Below are 20,518 nucleotides of genomic sequence, written 5' to 3'. Positions count from 1 at the left end.
ATTTCTGCTTCGCCCGCGCCGGACTGGGGGCAATGACGTGAGCACGGAAAACGAGGGCAAGCTGCTCGGTTACCTCAAGCGCGCCACCGCGGAACTGCGCGAGGCGAAGCAGGCGCTGCGGGACGCGCGGGAGGCCGAGACCGAGCCGATCGCGATCGTCGGCATGGACTGCCGCTACCCCGGCGGCGTCGCTTCCCCGGAAGACCTGTGGGAGCTGGTGGCGACCGGCACCGACGCCATCGGCCCGTTCCCGGCCGACCGCGGGTGGGCGCTGGACGCGCTCTACGACCCTTCGGGCGAGCGGCCCGGCACCACGAACACCCGCGAGGCAGGCTTCCTCTACGACGCCGCCGAGTTCGACCCCGAGTTCTTCGGCATCTCGCCGCGCGAGGCACGGGCGATGGACGCGCAGCAGCGGCTGCTGCTGCAGACGTCCTGGACCGCGCTGGAGCGGGCCGGCATCGTGCCGGAGACGTTGCGCGGCAGCAACACCGGTGTGTTCGCCGGGGTGATGTACCACGACTACCTCGGCCACGAAGCCGCTGGCAGCGTCGTCTCCGGCCGGGTCGCGTACGCGCTCGGGCTGGAGGGCCCGGCGGTGACGGTGGACACCGCGTGCTCGTCCTCGCTCGTCGCGCTGCACTGGGCCGCCCAGGCGCTGCGCCGCGGGGACTGCGCGTTGGCTCTCGTCGGCGGGGTCACGGTGATGGCCACGCCCGGGACGTTCGTGGACTTCGCCGAGCAGCGCGGCCTGTCGGACGACGGCCGCTGCAAAGCGTTCGCCGCGAGCGCCGACGGCACCGGCTGGGGCGAGGGCGTCGGCGTGCTCGTTGTCGAGCGGCTGTCCGACGCCCGCCGGCTCGGTCACGACGTGCTCGCCGTGGTGCGCGGCAGCGCGGTGAACTCGGACGGTGCCTCCAGCGGGCTCACCGTCCCCAACGGACCGGCGCAGCAGCGGGTCATCCAGCAGGCGCTCGAATCGGCCGGACTGTCCACTTCGGACGTCGACCTGGTCGAAGGACACGGCACCGGGACGAAGCTGGGCGACCCGATCGAGGCGCAGGCCCTGCTGGCGACCTACGGTCAGCGCTCCGAAGCAGCGGGCGAGCCGCTCTGGCTCGGCTCGCTCAAATCGAACATCGGGCACGCGCAGGCCGCCGCGGGCGTCGGCGGCGTGATCAAGGTCGTGCAGGCCATCCGCCACGGCGTGCTGCCGAAGACCCTGCACGTGGACGCGCCCTCGCCGCACGTCGACTGGTCGGCGGGCAAGGTCGAGCTGCTCACCGAGTCCCGTGCGTGGCCCGAGGTTTCCCGGCCGCGACGTGGCGCGGTGTCGTCGTTCGGCATCAGCGGCACGAACGCCCACGTGATCGTTGAGCAGGCCGAGGCTGCCTCGGAGGAGCCGACGACCCCGCTCGCGCTGCCGGTCGTCGCGTGGCCGGTGTCGGCCGACTCGGCGGACACCCTTGCCGCACAAGCGCAGCGGCTCGCCGAGCACGTCGATACCGAAGGTTCGCCTGCCGACATGGGTTTCTCCCTCGCCACAACACGTTCGGCGCTGGACCACCGGGCCGTCGTCGTCGGTGCCGACCACGCGGAGCTGCTTGCCGGGCTGAACGCGCTCGCCGAGGGCGCCGACGCGCCCGGCGTAGTGCGCGATCGGCGGGGCAACGGCCGCATGGCGTTCCTGTTCACCGGTCAGGGTGCCCAGCGCGCCGGGATGGGCCTGGCGCTCGCCGAGCAGTACCCGGCCTTCGCCGAGGCGCTCGACGCCGTCGCCGCCGAACTGGACCAGCACCTGGACCATCCACTGAGGACGGTTCTCGAAGACGAGGAAGCACTGCAGCAGACCGGCTTCACGCAGCCGGCGCTGTTCGCCGTCGAGGTCGCGTTGTTCCGGCTGCTGGAAACCTGGGGCGTGCGTCCGGACTTCCTCCTCGGGCACTCGATCGGTGAGCTGGCCGCGGCGCACGTCGCCGGAATTCTCTCGCTGCGCGATGCCTGCACGTTGGTCGCCGCGCGCGCGAAGCTCATGCAGGCCCTGCCCGCGGGCGGCGCGATGGTCGCGATCCAGGCCACCGAAGCCGAGGTGACGCCGTTGCTCACGGACGAGGTGAGCATCGCCGCGATCAACGGCCCGGACGCGCTCGTGGTTTCCGGTACCGAAGAAGGAACCGCCGCGGTCGCCGCTCAGTTCGAGGGCCGCAAGACCTCGAAGCTCCGTGTCTCGCACGCTTTCCACTCGCCGCTGATGGAGCCGATGCTCGCCGAGTTCGCCTCCGTCGCGAAGAAGCTTTCCTATTCCGCGCCTGCGATCCCGATCGTCTCGACGGTCTCGGCCGACGCCGATCTCACGACCCCGGAGTACTGGGTGCACCAGGTCCGCGCGGCCGTCCGGTTTCACGACGGCGTGCGCACGCTGGCCAGCGAAGGCGTCCGGACGTTCGTTGAGATCGGACCGTCCGCGGTGCTCACCGCCGCCGCGCGGACCGCACTGGATGACGACGCGCTTGCCTTCGTCCCGGCTCAGCGCAAGGACCGCGCCGAAGCCCACACCGTCGTCACCGCGCTCGCGACTCTGCACGCCCGGGGGATTCCCGTGGACTGGTCCGCGTTCTACGCCGGTGCCCGCCGAGTCGCGCTGCCCACCTACTCGTTCCGCCGCACCCGCTACTGGGCACCGGCCACCATCGCCGCCGGGGACGTCGCGGACCACGGCCAGGAGCCCGCTGGACACCCCGTGCTGAGCGCCGTCGTGCGGGTCCCGGACTCGGACACGCTCGTGCTGACCGGCCGACTGTCGACCAGCACCGCGCCGTGGCTCGCCGACCACGTCGTCCTCGGCACGATCCTGTTGCCCGGCACGGCTTTCCTCGAACTGGCGCAGCGCGCCGCCGACGAAGCGGGCTGCTCCCGGATCGAGGAGTTGACGCTGCACGCCCCGCTGACCCTCGCCGAGGGCGCGGGCGCGGCGATCCAGGTTTCGGTGGACGCCGAGGACGACGGCCGCCGCCGGATCGCCGTCCACTCGCGACCCGACGGCCAGGACGCCTGGATCCGGCACGCCGAGGGGTTCGCCGGGACCGAGGCGGAGCCGCCCTCGTTCGACTTGGCCGAGTGGCCGCCGGCCGGCGCCGTCGAGGTCGAGCTGGCTGACCCGTACGAGCGGCTCGCGGAGCTGGGCTACGACTACGGCACCGCGTTCCAGGGCCTGCGGGCGATGTGGCGCGACGGCGACGACGTGTACGCCGACGTCGTCCTGCCCGACGCCGCCGACGCCGTCGGCTACGGTCTGCACCCGGCGCTGCTCGACGCGGCGATGCACGCCCAGCTGCTCGGCCCGGCACCCGAGGACGGCGAAGCGAAGCCGATGCTGCCGTTCGCTTTCAGCGGCACCACCCTGCACCGCGCGGGAGCTGCGGCGTTGCGGGTGCACGTCTCGCCGACCAGTCCGGACACCATCACGCTGCGGATCGCCGACGACGCGGGCTCACCCGTGCTGTCCGTCGAATCCCTTGCCGCGCGGCCGATCTCGCTGGACAAGCTGGCGTCGACCCGGGACTCGCTGTTCCGGGTGGAGTGGGAACCCGCCGGGAACAACGGGAACACCGCGGGCGCGAAGGTGCTGGAGGTGTCCACTCCGGACGGTCCGCCGCCCGAAGCTGCCCGCACGGTCACGCGACAGGTGCTTACCGCCGTCCGGGAACTGCTCGCCGAGGACGGCGAGACCCGCTTGGCCGTGGTCACGCGCGGCGCGGTAGCGGTCGACGGCGAGGACGTCGACCCGGTCCTCGCTCCGGTGTGGGGCCTGGTGCGGGCGGCCGAAGCCGAGAACCCGGGCCGCTTCGCGCTCGTCGACCTCGACGGGAACGGCACCGCCGAAGCCGCCTTGGCCACCGGGGAACCGGAAACCGCCGTCCGCGGCGGCAAGGTTCTCGTGCCGCGCCTGACCCCGGCGTCCCCGCCAGCCGGGGAGCTGAACTGGAACCCGGACGGGACCGTCCTCATCACCGGCGGCACCGGCGGGCTCGGCGCGGTCGTCGCGAAGCACCTGGTGACGCGCCACGGCGTGCGCCGCCTGCTGCTCACCAGCCGCCGGGGTGCCGACGCGCCCGGCGCGGCCGAGTTGCGCGAAGAACTCCGGCAGCTGGGCGGCGAGGTGACGATCGCGAGCTGCGACGTCACCGACGCGGCGTCCGTGCGGTCGCTGCTCGACGCGATCCCGGCCGAAGCGCCGCTGACCGCCGTCCTGCACGCCGCGGGCGTCCCCGCCGCCGGCCGGGTCGAGGCCCTCGCCGACGACGAACTCGACCGCGTCTTCGCCCCCAAGGTCGACGGCGCGTGGAATCTGCACGAGCTGACCGGCGACCTGGCCGCGTTCGTCCTGTTCTCCTCGGCCGCGAGCACCGTCCTCGCCGCAGGTCAGGCCGGGTACGCCGCCGCCAACGCCTACCTGGACGAGCTGGCTCGCCACCGCCAGGCCCGAGGGCTCGCGGCGACGGCACTGGCCTGGGGTGCCTGGGCCGAGGACGGCGGCATGGCAGGCGAGCTGGACGAGGCCGACTTCCGTAGGCTGCGCCGCCTCGGCACGCCGCCGATGGCCACCGAGGAAGCCCTCGCCCTGCTCGACGCTTGCCTCACCGCCGAGGACGCCGTGCTCGCGCCGGTGAAGCTCGACCTCGCGTCGCTGCGCGCCCGCAGCGACGCTCTTCCGCCGGTCCTGCGCGGGCTCGTGCGGCCCGCGCCGAGCCGCCGCCCGGCCGCCCGCTCCGGAGCTGCGGTCGCCGCCCGGCTGGGCACGCTGCCCGAGTCCGAGCGCGAGGCCTACCTCCTGAACGTGGTGGCCGAGCAGGTCGCGGCGGTGCTGGGCTTCGCCTCGGCCGCGTCCGTCGAGCCCGAGCGGGCCTTCCAGGAAATGGGGTTCGACTCGCTCACCTCGGTCGAGCTGCGCAACCAGCTCGGCGCGCTGACCGGTCTCAAGCTGACCGCGACCATCGTGTTCGACCATCCGACGCCCGCCGCGCTCGCCCGGCGCCTGCACGAGCTGCTCGGCCCGGCCCGCGGCGCCGCCGAGCCGCTGCTGACCGAGATCGACCGCCTGGAAACCCTCCTCGGCGGCGCGGCCGGAACGCTGAACGGCTCGACCGCGAAGGTCGCCGCGCGACTGGACGCCCTGGTGCGCAAGTGGACCGACGCGCACGCGGGAGCCGAAACCGAAGCCGGTCTGGACGAAGCCACCGACGACGAGCTGTTTGCCGTGCTGGACGACGAATTGGGCATCTCATGAACGGGCAGACCATGAGCAACGAGGACAAGCTCCGCGACTACCTGAAGCGTGCGACGGCCGATCTCAAGCAGGCCCGCCGCCGGCTGCACGAGCTGGAGGCGCGCGACACCGAGCCGATCGCGATCATCGGCATGAGCTGCCGCTACCCCGGGGGCATCGCGACGCCGGACGACCTGTGGGACGTCGTCGACGAGGGCCGCGACGTGATCGGCGAGTTCCCGGCCGACCGCGGCTGGGACATCGAGGGCGTCTACGACCCGACGCCCGAGCGGCCCGGCAAGACCTACACGCGCCACGGCGGTTTCCTTTACGACGCGGCGAATTTCGACGCGGAGTTCTTCGGCATCAGCCCGCGCGACGCCCGTCGTGCCGACCCGCAGCAGCGGATCCTGCTCGAAGCGTCCTGGGAGGCCATCGAGCGCGCCGGGCTCGACCCGCACGCGCTGAAGGGCAGCCCCACCGGCGTCTTCGCCGGCGTGATGTACCACGACTACAGCGGCGGCAGCCCCGAAGGCAGCCTCGTGTCCGGTCAGGTTTCCTACACGCTCGGTCTCGAAGGACCGTCGGTGTCGGTGGACACCGCGTGCTCGTCTTCGCTGGTGGCACTGCACATGGCCGCCCAGGGACTGCGTCGCGGAGACTGCACGCTCGCGCTGGTCAGCGGCGTCGCCGTGATGGGCACGCCCGAGATGTTCGTGGACTTCTCCAGCCGCCGCGGTCTGGCCGCGGACGGCCGCAGCAAGTCGTTCTCCGACGACGCGAACGGCACGTCGTGGGCCGAGGGCGTCGGCGTGCTCGTGCTGGAGCGCGTTTCGGAAGCGCGCCGCAACGGGCACCAGATCCTCGCGCTCTTGCGCGGTTCCGCGGTGAATCAGGACGGCGCGAGCAACGGCTTCTCCGCTCCGAACGGCCCCTCGCAGGTCCGGGTGATCGAGGCGGCGCTCGCCGACGCCGGGCTTTCCGTGTCCGATGTGGACGCTGTCGAAGCACATGGCACCGGAACCGCGTTGGGCGACCCGATCGAAGCGCAGTCGCTGATGGAGACCTACGGGCAGCGCACGACGGGGGAGCCGCTGCTGCTCGGCTCGATCAAGTCGAACATGGGCCACCCGCAGGCCGCCGCCGGCGTCGCCGGGGTGATCAAGATGGTGCAGGCGCTGCGGCACGCCAAGCTGCCGAAGACGCTGCACGTCGGCACCCCGTCGACGCACGTCGACTGGACCGCGGGCGCGGTGGAACTGCTGACGGAGCCGCGCGAGTGGCCCGAGGTGAACCGGCCGCGCCGCGGGGCCGTGTCCTCGTTCGGCGTGAGCGGCACCAACGCGCACGTGATCCTGGAGCAGGCACCGAGCCAGGAACGGGAAGAACCGCCCGCACCGGTGGTCCACCCGCTTGTGCTCTCGGCGAAGACCCCGGCCGCGCTCGCCGTGGCTGCGGGCCGGATCGCGTCCCATGTGGACAGTCAGGCCGACGGGCTCGCCGACATCGCGCACACCCTCGCCACTGGACGAGCTCGGCTCGACCACCGCGCGGTTGTTGTCGCGCAGGATTCCAAGCAGGCCGCGGAAGCCCTGCGCGCGCTCGCTGCGGGCGGATCGCGCCCGGACGTCGTCACCGGCACCGCCGACGCACGCGGCAAGACCGTGTTCGTGTTCCCCGGCCAAGGCTCGCAGTGGACCGGAATGGCGACCGCGTTGCTGGAGCAGTCGCCGGTGTTCGCCGAGCGGATGGCCGAGTGCGACGCGGAACTGCGGAAGTTCGCGGACTGGTCGGTGCTCGCAGTGCTGCGCGGCGAACCCGGCACTCCGCCCGCCGACCGCGTAGACGTGGTGCAGCCGATGCTGTGGGCAGTGATGGTCTCGCTGGCCGCGCTGTGGCGGGCGCACGGTGTGGAGCCGGACATGGTGATCGGCCACTCGCAGGGCGAAATCGCCGCCGCGAGTGTCTCGGGTGCACTGTCCCTTGAGGATGGTGCTCGCGTGGTCGCGTTGCGCAGCAAGGCGATCGGGGACGTCCTCGGCGGCCGGGGCGGCGGGATGCTCGCCGTCGGGCTGCCCGCCTCCGGCCTCGGCTCCCGGCTCGACGCCTGGGACGGCCGGATCTCGGTGGCCGCGGACAACGGCGCCACGTCGGCCGTGCTGTCCGGCGACGGCACCGCCCTTGACGAGTTGCGCGACCAGTTGGTCGAGGAGGGTTTCCGCGCCAAGCGGGTGCCGGTGGACTACGCGTCGCACTCCGCGCACGTCGAGCACCTCGCCGACCGGCTGCTGGCCGACCTCGCCCCGATCACCCCCGGCGCGGGGACGGTCGCGATGACCTCCACGGTGACCGAGGAGCCGGTGACCGAGTCCACTATGGACGCCAGGTACTGGTTCACCAACCTGCGCACGACGGTCCGCTTCGCGCCGGTGGTCGCGAAGCTCGCCGAGGCGGGTTACACGCGATTCATCGAGATCAGCCCGCATCCGGTGCTGGCCATGAGCATCCAGGAGACCCTGGACGAAGGCGGCCACAACGGTTCCGTCACCGGGACCCTGCGCCGCGACGAAGGCGGTCTGACCCGGTTCGCGACCTCGCTGGCCGAGCACTCGGTCCGCGGCGGCGCGGCGGATTGGGCCTCGCTGGTTCCCGGCGCACAGCTCGTGGAACTGCCGACGTATCCGTTCCAGCACAAGCGTTTCTGGCACGAAGAAGAGGCCGCGGCGGTGCCGGTGACCGGAGCCCAAGTCGCCGACCAGGACTTCTGGCAGGACATCGCCGCGGGCGACGTCGACGCGCTCGCCACCCGGCTCGGCGTCGAACCCGCCCCGCTGGCCGAGGTCGTCCCTGCATTGGCCGCCTGGCACGGCCGCCGCACCGATCTGTCCACAATAGAATCCTGGCGCTACCGAGTCTCCTGGGCGCCGGTGAGCGTCGCGGGCGAACTGGCCGGGACCTGGTTGGTCGTCGTCCCCGCCGACGTTCCGGAAGCGGCCGAGCTGGCTGATGCACTCGCCGCGCAGGGCGACGTCGTCCGGGTGATCGCGACGGCGGACCGCGCCGAACTGGCCGGGCAGCTCACCGAGGCGACCGCGGTGCGGCCGTTTGACGGCGTGCTGTCGTTGCTCGCGCTCGACACCCGCGAACACGCGGAGCACCCCGCGCTCACCACTCCGGTCGCCGGCACCGTCGCGCTGCTGCAAGCCTTGCGCGACACCGGGGTTGACGCCCCGGCGTGGGTGGTCACCCGTGGTGCGGTCGCGGTGGACGCCTTCTCCGACGCCGACCCGGCCGCCGCGGCGGTGTGGGGACTCGGCACGGTCGTCGCGCTCGACCAGCCCGCCGCTTGGGGCGGCCTGGTCGACGTCGAGGGCCCCGCGGACGCCGCGCGGCTGGCCGCCGTGGTGTCCGGAACGGACAACGAGGACCAGGTCGCGATCCGGCCGTCCGGGGTGTTCGCCCGGCGCATGGTCCGCGCTCCGCTGCCCGCGACCGACGCGGAGTGGAAGCCGCGGGGAACGGTGCTGGTCACCGGCGGCACGGGCGCGGTCGGCGCGCACGTCGCCCGCTGGCTGGCCGGACGGGGCGCCGAGCACCTCGTGCTCACCAGCCGCCGCGGTCTCGACGCTGAAGGCGCGCGGGAGCTGGTCGAAGAGCTGGCTGGCACCCGCGTCACGGTCGCGGCCTGCGACGTCACCGACAAGCAGGCGCTCGCGGCGCTGCTGGCCGAGCACCCGCCGACGGCCGTGGTGCACGCCGCGGGTGTGCTGACCGACGAGCCGGCCCTTGCCGACGTCACGCCCGCGGAGTTCGCCGCCGCCACCCGCGCCAAGATCACCGGCGCGGCGCTGCTCGACGAGCTGCTGGGCGACACCGAGCTGGACGCGTTCGTGCTGATGTCCTCCGGTGCCGCCGTGTGGGGCACCTCCGGTCAGCCCGCTTACGCCGCGGGCAACGCCTACCTCGACGCGCTCGCCCGCCGTCGCCGCGCCGCGGGACGCACCGCGACCGCGGTCGCGTGGGGCTCGTGGGGCGGCGGGGGCATGGTCGACGCCGAAGCGAGCGACCTGCTGCGCCGCATCGGCCTGGCCGAGATGGCCCCGGAACTCGCGGCCGAGGCACTGGGCCAGGCGCTGGACCGCGACGAGACCCACCTGGTGGTCGCCGACATCGACTGGACCGCGTTCGCCCCGGTGTACCAGCTCGCCCGGCCGCGGCCGCTGCTGCGCGCGCTGGCCGAGGTCGCCGAGGAGGAGACCGGCCCGGTCGAGGACACCGGCGACCTGAAGGGGAAGCTCGCCTCGCTGACGCCCGCCGAACAGCAGCGGACGCTGCTGGAGCTGGTCCGCGGCCAGGTCGCCGTGGTCGCCGGATACGACAACGGCTCGGCGGTCGAACCGGCCCGCGCGTTCAAGGAACTCGGGTTCGACTCGGTCACCGCGGTCGACCTGCGCAACCGGCTCGGGGCCGCCACCGGCCTCAAGCTCCCGGCCACCGTCGCGTTCGACCACGTCAACCCGCAGGCGCTCGCCGAGCATCTGTGGACCCAGCTGGGCGGCGGCGAAGCGGCGGTCCCGCTGGAGGCGGAACTGGACCGGCTCGAGGCGGTCGCGTCCGCTCTGGACGCCGCGGAGATCGACCGGTCCCGGATCGTCGTCCGCCTGCAGGCGATGGTGACCGCCCTGCACCAGACCCTGGCCGGCACCAAGGCCGCCGACGTCCTGCAAACCGCGACCACGGACGAGCTGTTCGCCCTCATCGACAACGAGCTCGGCGCCTGAGCGCACCCACCCAGCGACAAGAGGATTCTGGCGATGACTGACGAAAGCAAGCTGGTCGACTACCTGAAGCGGGTGACCGCCAACCTGCAGGAGACGCGTGAGCGGCTTCGCGCGGTCGAGGCGGCGGAGGCCGAGCCGATCGCGATCGTGGCGATGGGCTGCCGGTACCCGGGCGACGTGCGCTCGCCGGAGGACCTCTGGGAGCTGGTGGCCGGCGGCCGGGACGCGATCGGCGCGTTCCCGTCCGACCGCGGCTGGAACCTCGACACACTGTTCGACGCCGACCCCGACAGCCCGGGCACGAGCTACGTCTCCGAGGGCGGCTTCGTGCACGACGTCGGCGAGTTCGACGCGCCGTTCTTCGGCGTCTCCCCGCGCGAGGCGCTGGCTATGGACCCGCAGCAGCGGATCGTGCTGGAGCTGGCGTGGGAGACGTTCGAGCGGGCCGGCATCGCGCCGCACTCGCTCGCCAAACAGCAGGTTGGGGTGTTCGTCGGCAGCGGCGACCAGGACTACTACGACGAGCTGCCGCCGTCCGTGCTCGCGGGCGAGGTCGCGGACTACCTGAGCACCGGCAACGCCGCGTCGGTCATTTCCGGCCGGGTCGCCTACGCGCTCGGGCTGGAAGGACCGGCGCTCACGGTCGACACGGCGTGCTCGTCGTCGCTGGTCGCCCTGCACCTCGCCGTGCAGGCGCTGCGGCAGCGCGACTGCTCGCTGGCGCTGGCCGGCGGCGTGATGGTGATGTCGCGGCCGGGTCCGTTCCTGGCGTTCAGCCGTCAGCGCGGGCTCGCCGCGGACGGCCGGTGCAAGGCGTTCTCCGACAGCGCGGACGGCACTGGTTGGGCCGAGGGTGCGGGAACCTTGTTGCTGGAACGGCTTTCCGATGCGCGCCGCAATGGTCATCCGGTCCTCGCTGTCGTGCGTGGTTCCGCGGTGAACTCCGACGGCGCGTCCAATGGGCTCACCGCACCGAACGGTCCTTCACAGCAGCGAGTCATCCGGCAGGCGCTGGCAAACGCGCGACTCTCGGCGTCCGATGTGGACGCTGTCGAAGGCCACGGCACCGGCACCACGCTCGGCGATCCCATTGAGGCACAAGCCTTGCTGGCCACCTACGGCCAGGACCGGGACCGTCCGCTGTGGCTCGGTTCGATCAAGTCGAACATCGGCCACGCGCAGGGCGCGGCTGGCGTCGGCGGGGTGATCAAGATGGTGCAGGCAATGCGCAACGGCCTGCTGCCTCGCACGCTCCATGTCACCGAACCGTCCACCGAGGTCGATTGGACCTCCGGCGCGGTCGAACTGCTGACGGAGGAGCGTCCGTGGGCGGCTGGGGAACGCCCACGGCGCGCGGGCGTGTCGTCGTTCGGCGTCAGCGGCACCAACGCACACGTGATCGTCGAAGAAGCTCCCGCCGTTGAAGCGGAAGAAGTGACGCCGACCTGGCCGGAAGGCGTCCCGGTCCCGTGGCCGCTCGCCGGGCACGGTGCCGCCGCGCTTAAGGCGCAGGCGGCCCAGCTGCTGTCCGTTGTGGACGGTGCGGCGCCGCTCGACCTCGGTTTCTCACTGGCGACGTCCCGGTCGCCGCTCAGCCACCGCGCCGTCGTGCTCGACGGGAAGGCCGGGGTCGCCGCACTTGCCGACGGCTCGACGTCGCCCGCACTGGTCACCGGCACCGCCGTCGAGGGGCTCACCGCGTTCCTCTTCTCCGGTCAGGGCGCTCAGCGCGCACGCATGGGAGCCGAGCTGGCCGCCGCGTTCCCGGTGTTCGCCGAGGCACTGGACGAGGTCTTCGCCGCGATCGACCCGCACCTCGACCGTCCACTGAAGACGGTCGTCTTCGAGAACCCGCGGCTGATCAACCAGACCGGCTACACCCAGCCCGCGCTGTTCGCGATCGAGGTGGCGCTCTTCCGGTTGCTGTCGTCGTGGGGCATCAAGCCCGACTTCCTGCTCGGCCACTCGGTCGGCGAGCTGGCCGCCGCGCATGTCGCAGGGGTGCTGTCGCTGGCCGACGCCTGCGCTCTCGTCGCGGCCCGGGCGAAGCTCATGCAGGCCTTGCCGACCGGCGGCGCGATGGTCGCCCTGCAGGCGACCGAGGACGAGGTCGCCCCGCAGCTGACCGACGACGTCAGCATCGCCGCGATCAACGGCCCGGACTCGGTGGTGCTTTCCGGCACCGAAGACGCGGTCGCCGCGGTGGTGGCGAAGTTCGAGGGCCGCAAGTCCTCGAAGCTCAAGGTGTCGCACGCGTTCCACTCGCCGCTGATGGAGCCGATGCTCGCGGAGTTCGCCGCCGTCGCCCGCACGCTCACCTACTCGCGGCCCGAAATCCCGGTGGTCTCCAACGTTTCCGGCGCGCTCGCCGGGGCCGAGATCGCCACGCCGGAGTACTGGGTTTCGCACGTCCGCGCCGCCGTCCGGTTCCACGACGGGCTGACCGCGCTGAGCGCACAGGGCGTTTCCCGCTTCGTCGAGGTCGGACCGGACGGCGTGCTTTCCGCGCTCGCCCGGCAGAGCTTCGACGCGGTGGTCGTGCCGGTCCTGCGCAAGGACCGGCCGGAGCCGCAGGCAGCGCTCACCGCACTCGCCGAACTGTTCGTCAGCGGGCTCGTCCCGGACTGGGCCGCGGTCTTCGCCGGCCGCGGTGCCCAGCGCGTCGACCTGCCGCCGTACGCCTTCCAGCGCAAGCGCTACTGGATCGACGCCCGCGCCAACCGCGACGAGGTGACCGCGGCCGGACTCGCCTCGGCCGGGCACCCGCTGCTCGGCGCCGCCGTCTCCCTCGCCGACACCGACGGCGTGGTGCTCACCGGGCGGCTTTCGGCGGAAACGCACGCGTGGCTGGCCGAGCACCGGCTCGGCGAGGTCATCACCGTGCCCGGCACGGCGTTCCTCGAGCTGGTGGTCCGTGCCGGCGACCAGGTCGGCAGCGGCCGGATCGAAGAACTCACGCTCAGCAGCCCGCTGGTGGTGCCGGAGCGCGGCGGTGTGCAGGTCCAGGTGACCGTCGGCGCGGCGGGGGAGCACGGCGTCCGCTCCGTGACGGTCCACTCGCGCGCGGAAGGCGCCGACGACGAACCGTGGACGCTGCACGCGAGCGGCACGGTCACGCCACCGTCGTACCGCGGCGGGGTGGAGCTGGCCGACTGGCCGCCCGCCGGCGCCGAGCCGGTCGGGATCGACGGCGTGTACGACGACTTCGCCGACACCGGTCTGACCTACGGGCCGCTCTTCCGTTCCCTGCAGGCAGTGTGGCAACGCGACGGCGAGATCTTCGCTGAAGTCGCGCTGCCAGAAGACAGCGACGCTGACCGCTTCGGCTTGCACCCAGCGGCGCTCGACGCCTGCACCCACGCCCTGCGTGTCGCGGGCGGCGGGGACGGCGGCGTCGGCCTGGTTCCGTTCTGCTGGACCGGCGTCGAGCTGCACGCCACCGGTGCGTCCGCGCTGCGCGTGCGGTTCAAGCCGACCACCGAGGACGGCTACGAGATCGCCCTCGCCGACCCGACTGGCGCTCCGGTCGCGACGGTCGCCGAGACGGTGTTCCGCGCCTTCGCCGCCCCGGTCGCCGAGCAGGCCGCTCCGCTGTACCGGATCGAATGGCAGCGGTCGACGGAAACCGAATCCACTGTGGACACTGCCGACGTGCAGGTTCTGGAGTGCGTCGGCGAATCCGGCACCGCCGCCGAGACGCACGAGCTCACCCACCGCGTCCTGGACGCCCTCCAGACCTGGCTGTCCGAGGAACACTCCGAGCAAGCGAGGCTCGTGGTGGTCACCCGCGGCGCGGTCCCGGCCGCTGGAGACGTCACCGACCTCGCCGCTTCGGCGGTCTGGGGCCTGGTCCGCTCCGCGCAGGAGGAGAACCCGGACGCCTTCGTCCTGCTCGACCTCGACGCCGAAACCACGCCGGAAGCGGTATTGCCGCAGGTGCTGGCTTCGGGCGAAACGCAGGCGGCGGTCCGGCTCGGCACGGTTCTCGTGCCGCGGCTGGTCCGCACGACGCCGGAGCTGGACCGGCCGTACTTCTGCCCGCACGGCACGGTGCTGGTCACCGGCGCGTCCGGCGCGCTCGGCGGAAAGCTCGCCCGGCACCTGGTCGCCGAGCACGGGGTGCGCAGGCTGCTGCTGCTCAGCCGCCGGATCACGCCCGCGCTCGACCAGCTGGCCGCCGAACTGCGCGAAAGCGAGGTCGACGTCCGGCTGGAGCGCTGCGACGTCGCCGACCGCGAGGCGCTGGCCAGCGTGCTGGCGTCGCTGCCGGAGGAGAACCCGCTCACCGCGGTCGTGCACGCCGCAGGCGTTCTCGACGACGGTGTGGTCACCGCGCTCACCCCGGAGCGGGTCGACGCGGTGCTCGCCCCGAAGGTCGACGGCGCGCTGAACCTGCACGAACTCACCCGCGAGACCGCGCTGTCCGCGTTCGTGCTGTTCTCGTCGGTCTCCGGCGTGCTCGGTGCGCCCGGCCAGGGCAGCTACGCCGCTGCCAACGCGTACCTGGACGCCCTCGCGTCGCACCGCGTCGCGCACGGCCTGCCGGGTCTGTCTCTCGACTGGGGCCTGTGGGGCGAGGTCGGCGGCATGGGCGGCACGCTCACCGAAGAGGAGGTGCAGCGGCTCGCGGCCAGCGGCATCGTGCCACTGTCCACTGCGGACGGGCTGGCGCTGTTCGACCGCGCGCTCGCGGTCCGCAAACCGACCGCCGTCCCGGCCAAGCTCGACCTTCCGGTGCTGCGCAAACTCGACCGGCTTCCGCGCACGCTGGAGCAGCTTGTCGGCCGCACCGCGCGCCGGGTCGCCGCGGCGGCCGGGTCCTCTGTGGACTCTTTCGCCGGACGGCTGCTGGGCTTGCCGGAAGAAGACCGCCGCGACGCCGTGCTGGAACTGGTGCGCGGACACGCCGCGACCGTGCTCGGGTACAGCGGCGCGGACGAAATCGAGTCGTCGGCGCAGTTCTCGTCGCTCGGCTTCGACTCGCTGACCGCGATCGAGCTGCGCAACGGCCTCACCGCGGCCACCGGGCAGCGGCTGCCCGCGACCCTGATCTTCGACTACCCGACGCCGACCTCGCTGGCCGCGCACCTGCTGGCCGAGCTGGCCGGCACGGCGGTCGAGGTCAGCACAGTGTCCACTAAGGACAACTCGGACGAGCCGATCGCGATCGTCGGCATGGCCTGCCGCCTGCCCGGCGGTGTCACCTCGCCGGAACAGCTGTGGGAACTGGTCGCCGAGGGCCGCGAAGCGATCGGCGACTTCCCGGCCGACCGCGGCTGGGATGTCGACGGCCTGCTCGACCCGACCGGCCGCCGCCCCGGCACGACGTATGTCGCACGCGGCGGGTTCGTCTACGACGCGGGTGATTTCGACCCGACGTTCTTCGGCGTCTCGCCGAAGGAAGCGCCGATGATCGACCCGCAGCAGCGGCTGCTGCTCGAAGCCTCGTGGGAGGCGCTGGAGCGGTCCGGGATCGACCCGGTTTCGCTCAAGGGCAGCCCGACCGGGGTGTACGCGGGCGTCCAGTACCACGACTACGCGGGTGCGAGCAGCGCTGGATCGATCGTCACTGGCCGGGTGTCCTACTCCCTCGGCCTCGAGGGCCCGGCCGTCTCGGTGGACACGGCGTGCTCGTCGTCGCTGGTCGCGATGCACATGGCGGCGCAGGCGCTGCGCGGCGGGGATTGCTCGCTCGCGCTGGCCGGCGGCGTCACGGTGATGGCGACTCCGGAAACCTTCGTGGAGTTCAGCCGCCAAAAGGGACTGGCCCCCGACGGCCGGTGCAAGGTGTTCTCCGACGACGCCGACGGCACGACCTGGTCCGAAGGCGTCGGCGTCCTGGTGCTGGAGCGACTCTCCGACGCCCGCGCCAACGGGCACCCGGTGCTCGCGGTTCTCAAGGGCAGCGCGGTGAACCAGGACGGCACCTCGAACGGCCTGACCGCGCCGAACGGTCCCGCGCAGCAGCGGGTGATCCGCGCGGCGCTGGCCGACGCCGGACTGGAACCGTCCGATGTGGACGCCGTCGAAGCGCACGGCACGGGCACGAAGCTGGGCGACCCGATCGAAGTCCAGGCGCTGCTGGCCACTTACGGCACGCAGACCTCGGCGGACCGTCCCTTGTGGATCGGATCGGTGAAGTCGAACATCGGGCACACCCAGGCCGCCGCCGGCGCCGCTGGCGTGATCAAGATGATCGAGGCGATGCGGCACGGCGAACTCCCCGCGACGCTGAACGTGGGCAAGCCGTCGAGCGAGATCGACTGGTCCTCGGGCGCGGTGCGGGTGCTGGCCGAGCCGGTGAAGTGGCTGCCCAACGGCCACACCCGCCGGGCGGGCGTCTCCTCCTTCGGCGTGAGCGGCACCAACGCGCACGTGATCCTGGAGGAAGGCGACCGGCGCGAGGTCGCCGCCTCGACTGGTCCGGAGTACGACGGCCCGGTCGCGTGGCCGGTCTCCGGTCGCGGCGCCGCGGCGTTGCGGGCACAGGCCGAGCAACTGATGTCCTATGTGGACGAAGAGCCGGAAGGCAGCCTCGCCGACATCGGCGTCTCGCTGGCCACCACGCGCGGCGCGTTCGACCGCCGGGCGGTGCTGATCGGCAGCCGGTCGCCGCAGTTCGTGCGCGGTCTCGCGGCGCTGGTCGACGAGGAAGAGGCGCGCGGGGTCGTCAGCGGGACCGCCAGCGCGGGCGGGCGCACCGCGTTCCTGTTCGCGGGTCAGGGTTCGCAGCGCGCGAAGATGGGGGCGCGGCTCGCCGAGCAGTACCCGGCGTTCGCCGCCGCGTACGACGAAGCCTGCGCCGCGGTCGACCGGCACCTGGACCGCCCCATCCGGCCGATCATCGACAGCGGGGAGGGCCTCGACGAGACCCGCTACACCCAGCCCGCGCTGTTCGCGCTGGAGGTCGCGCTGTTCCGCCTGGTCCGTGCGTGGGGCGTCAAACCGGACGTGCTCGCCGGGCATTCGATCGGCGAGATCGCGGCAGCTCACTGCGCTGGCGTGCTTTCTCTCGAAGACGCGGCGAAGCTGGTAGTCGCTCGCGGTGCGCTGATGCAGGCACTGCCGACCGGCGGTGCGATGGTAGCGATCGACGGAACTCCCGAAGCGGTTCGCGAAGCCGCAGGGGACACTGTGGACATTGCCGCGGTGAACGGTCCGACCTCGGTCGTAATCTCCGGCGCTGAAGAAGCGGTTGCCGAGGTGGCGGCGAAGTTCGAGCGCACCAAGAAACTCCGTGTCTCGCACGCGTTCCACTCGCGACTGATGGACCCGATGCTGGCCGAGTTCCGCACTGTCGCGGAAGGACTGTCCTATGCGGACCCGAGGATCCCGGTCATCTCGACGGTCACCGGCGGCCCGGCGGACCTGACCTCGCCGGAGTACTGGGTGAACCAGGTCCGCGCAGGGGTGCAGTTCCGCGACGCGGTCACTCGGGCCGCCGCGGACGGCGTGACCCGGTTCCTGGAGCTGGGCCCGGACACCACGCTCGCCGCGATGGCCGCGGGTTGCTTCGACGAGCAGCCCGAGGCGCTGGCTTCGCTGCTGCACAAGGAGAACGACGAGGCCGTGGCCGCGCTGACCGGTGTCGCGCAGCTGCACGTCAGCGGCGTCGACGTGGACTGGTCCGCGATCTACGAGCCGACCGGCGCCCGTCCGGTGCCGGTGCCGACGTATCCGTTCCAGCGGCAGCGCTTCTGGCTGGAGAGCACCTCCGGTGCGGTCGGCGAGGAAGACCACCCGCTGCTCGGGACGGCACTGGAACTCGCCGACGCTGAGGGGCTGCTGTTCAGCGGACGGCTTTCGGTGGGCACACACCCGTGGCTGGCTGACCACGTCGTCGGCGGCTCGATCCTGTTCCCCGGCACCGGTTTCGTCGAAATGGCGATCCGGGCGGGCGACGAGGCGGGCTGCCCGCGCCTGGAGGAACTGACCCTGGAGTACCCGCTGGTCGTCCCCGAACGCTCCGGCGTCCGTGTGCAGTTCGCCCTCGGCGCGCCCGACGGCAGCGGCAGCCGGACGTTCAGCGTGCACTCCCGGCCGGAAGGCGACAGCGCCGCCTGGACGCGGCACGCGATCGGCAAGCTCGCCAAGGCGGGCAAGGCCGGGAAGTTCGAGCTGTCCGAGTGGCCGCCCGCCGGTGCCGAGGAGGTCCGGCTGGAGGGCACCTACGAAGAGCTGGCCGCCGACGGGCTCGCCTACGGTCCGGCGTTCCGCGGGCTCGTCGCGGCCTGGAAGCGCGACGGCGAAGCCTTCGCCGAGATCCAGCTCCCGGCCTCGGTGTCCGATGTGGACCGTTACGGCATCCATCCCGCCGTCCTCGACGCCGCGCTGCACACCATCGGTGTCTCGGGCGCGGCCGGGGACGAACCGGCGCTGCCGTTCGCCTGGGAAGGCGTCCGGTTGCACGCCGTCGGGGCGACGACCCTGCGGGTCCACGTCCGTCCGGTCGGCTCCGGCGCGGTCTCGCTCGACGTCGCCGACGGTGCCGGAGCTCCGGTCGCATCGGTGGAATCCCTGCTGCTGCGCCCGATGTCGGCCGTACCGCAGGCGGCACCGACTGGCGGTGGCGACTCGTTGTTCCGCGTCGCCTGGGAGCAGGCCGACCTCGACGCGGTCGCCGAGGTCACCGACTGGACCGTGCTCGGCCCGGACGCCTTCGGGCTTACCGAAGCGCTGGGCGCCAAGGCCGCCGGGACGGTCGCCGAGGCGAGCGGACTGGTCGTGCTTCCTGCAGGCGGCACCGACGACGTCCACGCCGAACTGCACCGCGTGCTCGGCCTGCTGCAGGACTGGCTCGCCGGGTCCACCGGTTCGCTGATCGTGGCGACCCGGGGCGCGGTGGCCGCCGAAGAGGGGGAGAACCCCGACCCGGCCGGCGCCGCGGTCGCGGGCCTGGTGCGCTCGGCACAGGCCGAACACCCCGGCCGGATCACCCTGGCCGACCTCGGCGCGGGCACCCCGGCCGGCCGGACGCTGGCCGCGGTGTCGGCCTCGGACGAGCCGCAGGTGGCGTTGCGAGCGGGCGCGGTGCTGGTGCCGCGCCTGGTCCGGGCGGCCGACGCGGCGGCGGCCCCGGTATGGGACGCCGAGGGCACCGTGCTCGTCACCGGAGCCACCGGCGCGCTCGGCACGGCCGTGGCACGGCACCTGGCGACCGAACACGGCGTGCGGAACCTGCTGCTGGTCAGCCGTCGCGGTGCGGACGCACCGGGCGCGGCCGAACTGCGGGACGAACTGTCCGGCCTCGGCGCCGAGGCCACGTTCGCCGCCTGCGACGTGGCCGACCGGGACGCGCTGGCTGCGCTGCTGGCCGGAATCCCGGCCGACGCGCCGCTGCGGGCGGTGGTGCACGCGGCCGGCGTCCTGGACGACGGGGTGCTGACTTCCCTTACGCCGGAACGACTCGACAAGGTGCTGCGCCCGAAGGTCGACGCGGCGGAGGCGTTGCACGAGCTGACCCGCGAGCTGGACCTCACCGCGTTCGTGCTGTTCTCGTCGGCCGCCGGGGTCCTCGGCGCACCGGGGCAGGGCAGCTACGCCGCGGCCAACGCGTTCCTGGACGCACTGGCCGCCCGCCGGCGCACCGAGGGCCTCACCGGCACCTCGCTGGCGTGGGGCCTGTGGAGCGACGGCATGGGCGCGGCGCTGGAAGACGCGGACGCGCACCGCATCGGCGAGACCGGCATCACCGCACTGTCCACTGAGGACGGTCTGCGGCTGCTGGACGCGACGGTCGGCGCGGCGGAGGCGCAGCTGGTGCCGATCGCACTGGACACGCGGGTGCTGGCGTCGTCCGGCGGCGACGACCTCCCGGCCGTGCTGCGCGGTCTGGCAGGCACGCCCGGCCGCCGCGCGGCGCAGGACACGGCGGAGGACACCGAGTCGCTGGCCAAGAAACTGGCTGGCCTGGCGGCGAACAAGCGCGTCCCGCTGGTGCTGAACCTGGTGCGCACGCACGCCGCGGCGCTGCTGGGCCACGCCGGTCCGGAGGCGGTGGAAGCGGACCGTTCGTTCAACGAGGTCGGCTTCGATTCGTTGTCCGCCACCGGGTTCCGCAACAAGCTCAGCCTCGTCACCGGGCTGAAGCTGCCGGTCAGCCTGATCTTCGACTACCCGACCCCGCGGATCCTTTCCGAGTTCCTCGTCGGCGAACTGGCTCCTGCCGAAGAAGCACCCGCCGAAGAAACCGTTACGGAGCAAGGAGTCCGGGAGGCGCTGGCGGAAATCCCGCTGGAGAAGCTGCGCGCGGCCGGATTGCTGGACGGGCTGCTGGAGCTGGCCGGCGTGCGCCTTGCCGAAGACCGCGCCGAGGAGCCGGAAGCCGTGGAGGAGGCGTCGATCGACGACCTCGACACGGACGCCCTGATCAGCATGGCGATCGGCGCCGGCGACGACTGAGCGCACCGGGCGCGAGGGGCGGGAACCCCTAACCCGGCAGGCCCCGGCCACTGTTGTCCGGCCCTGCCGG

2 protein-coding genes and 1 pseudogene are annotated in these 20,518 nt (G+C 72.8%); all 3 read left to right on the top strand.

The features are described 5' to 3' along the window. Window positions 1-49: 49 nt before the first annotated feature. Window positions 50-5,287 (top strand): annotated as a pseudogene (locus tag EIZ44_RS17480) (type I polyketide synthase); the annotation flags it as partial. Then, window positions 5,272-10,047, top strand: a complete 4,776-nt coding sequence (locus tag EIZ44_RS17475) for a type I polyketide synthase (protein WP_439098605.1) — start codon at window positions 5,272-5,274, stop codon at window positions 10,045-10,047. The pseudogene EIZ44_RS17480 and the gene EIZ44_RS17475, both read left to right, overlap by 16 nt. A gap of 24 nt (window positions 10,048-10,071) precedes the next feature. Further along, the gene (locus EIZ44_RS17470) at window positions 10,072-20,448 is read left to right on the top strand and encodes an SDR family NAD(P)-dependent oxidoreductase (RefSeq protein WP_439098604.1); all 10,377 of its coding nucleotides are present in this window, start codon (window positions 10,072-10,074) and stop codon (window positions 20,446-20,448) included. The last annotated feature ends 70 nt before the right edge of the window (window positions 20,449-20,518 follow it).

Source organism: Amycolatopsis nivea (assembly GCF_004522235.1).
Taxonomy (GTDB): domain Bacteria; phylum Actinomycetota; class Actinomycetes; order Mycobacteriales; family Pseudonocardiaceae; genus Amycolatopsis; species Amycolatopsis nivea.
This window is presented reverse-complemented; position numbering and strand designations above follow the sequence as displayed.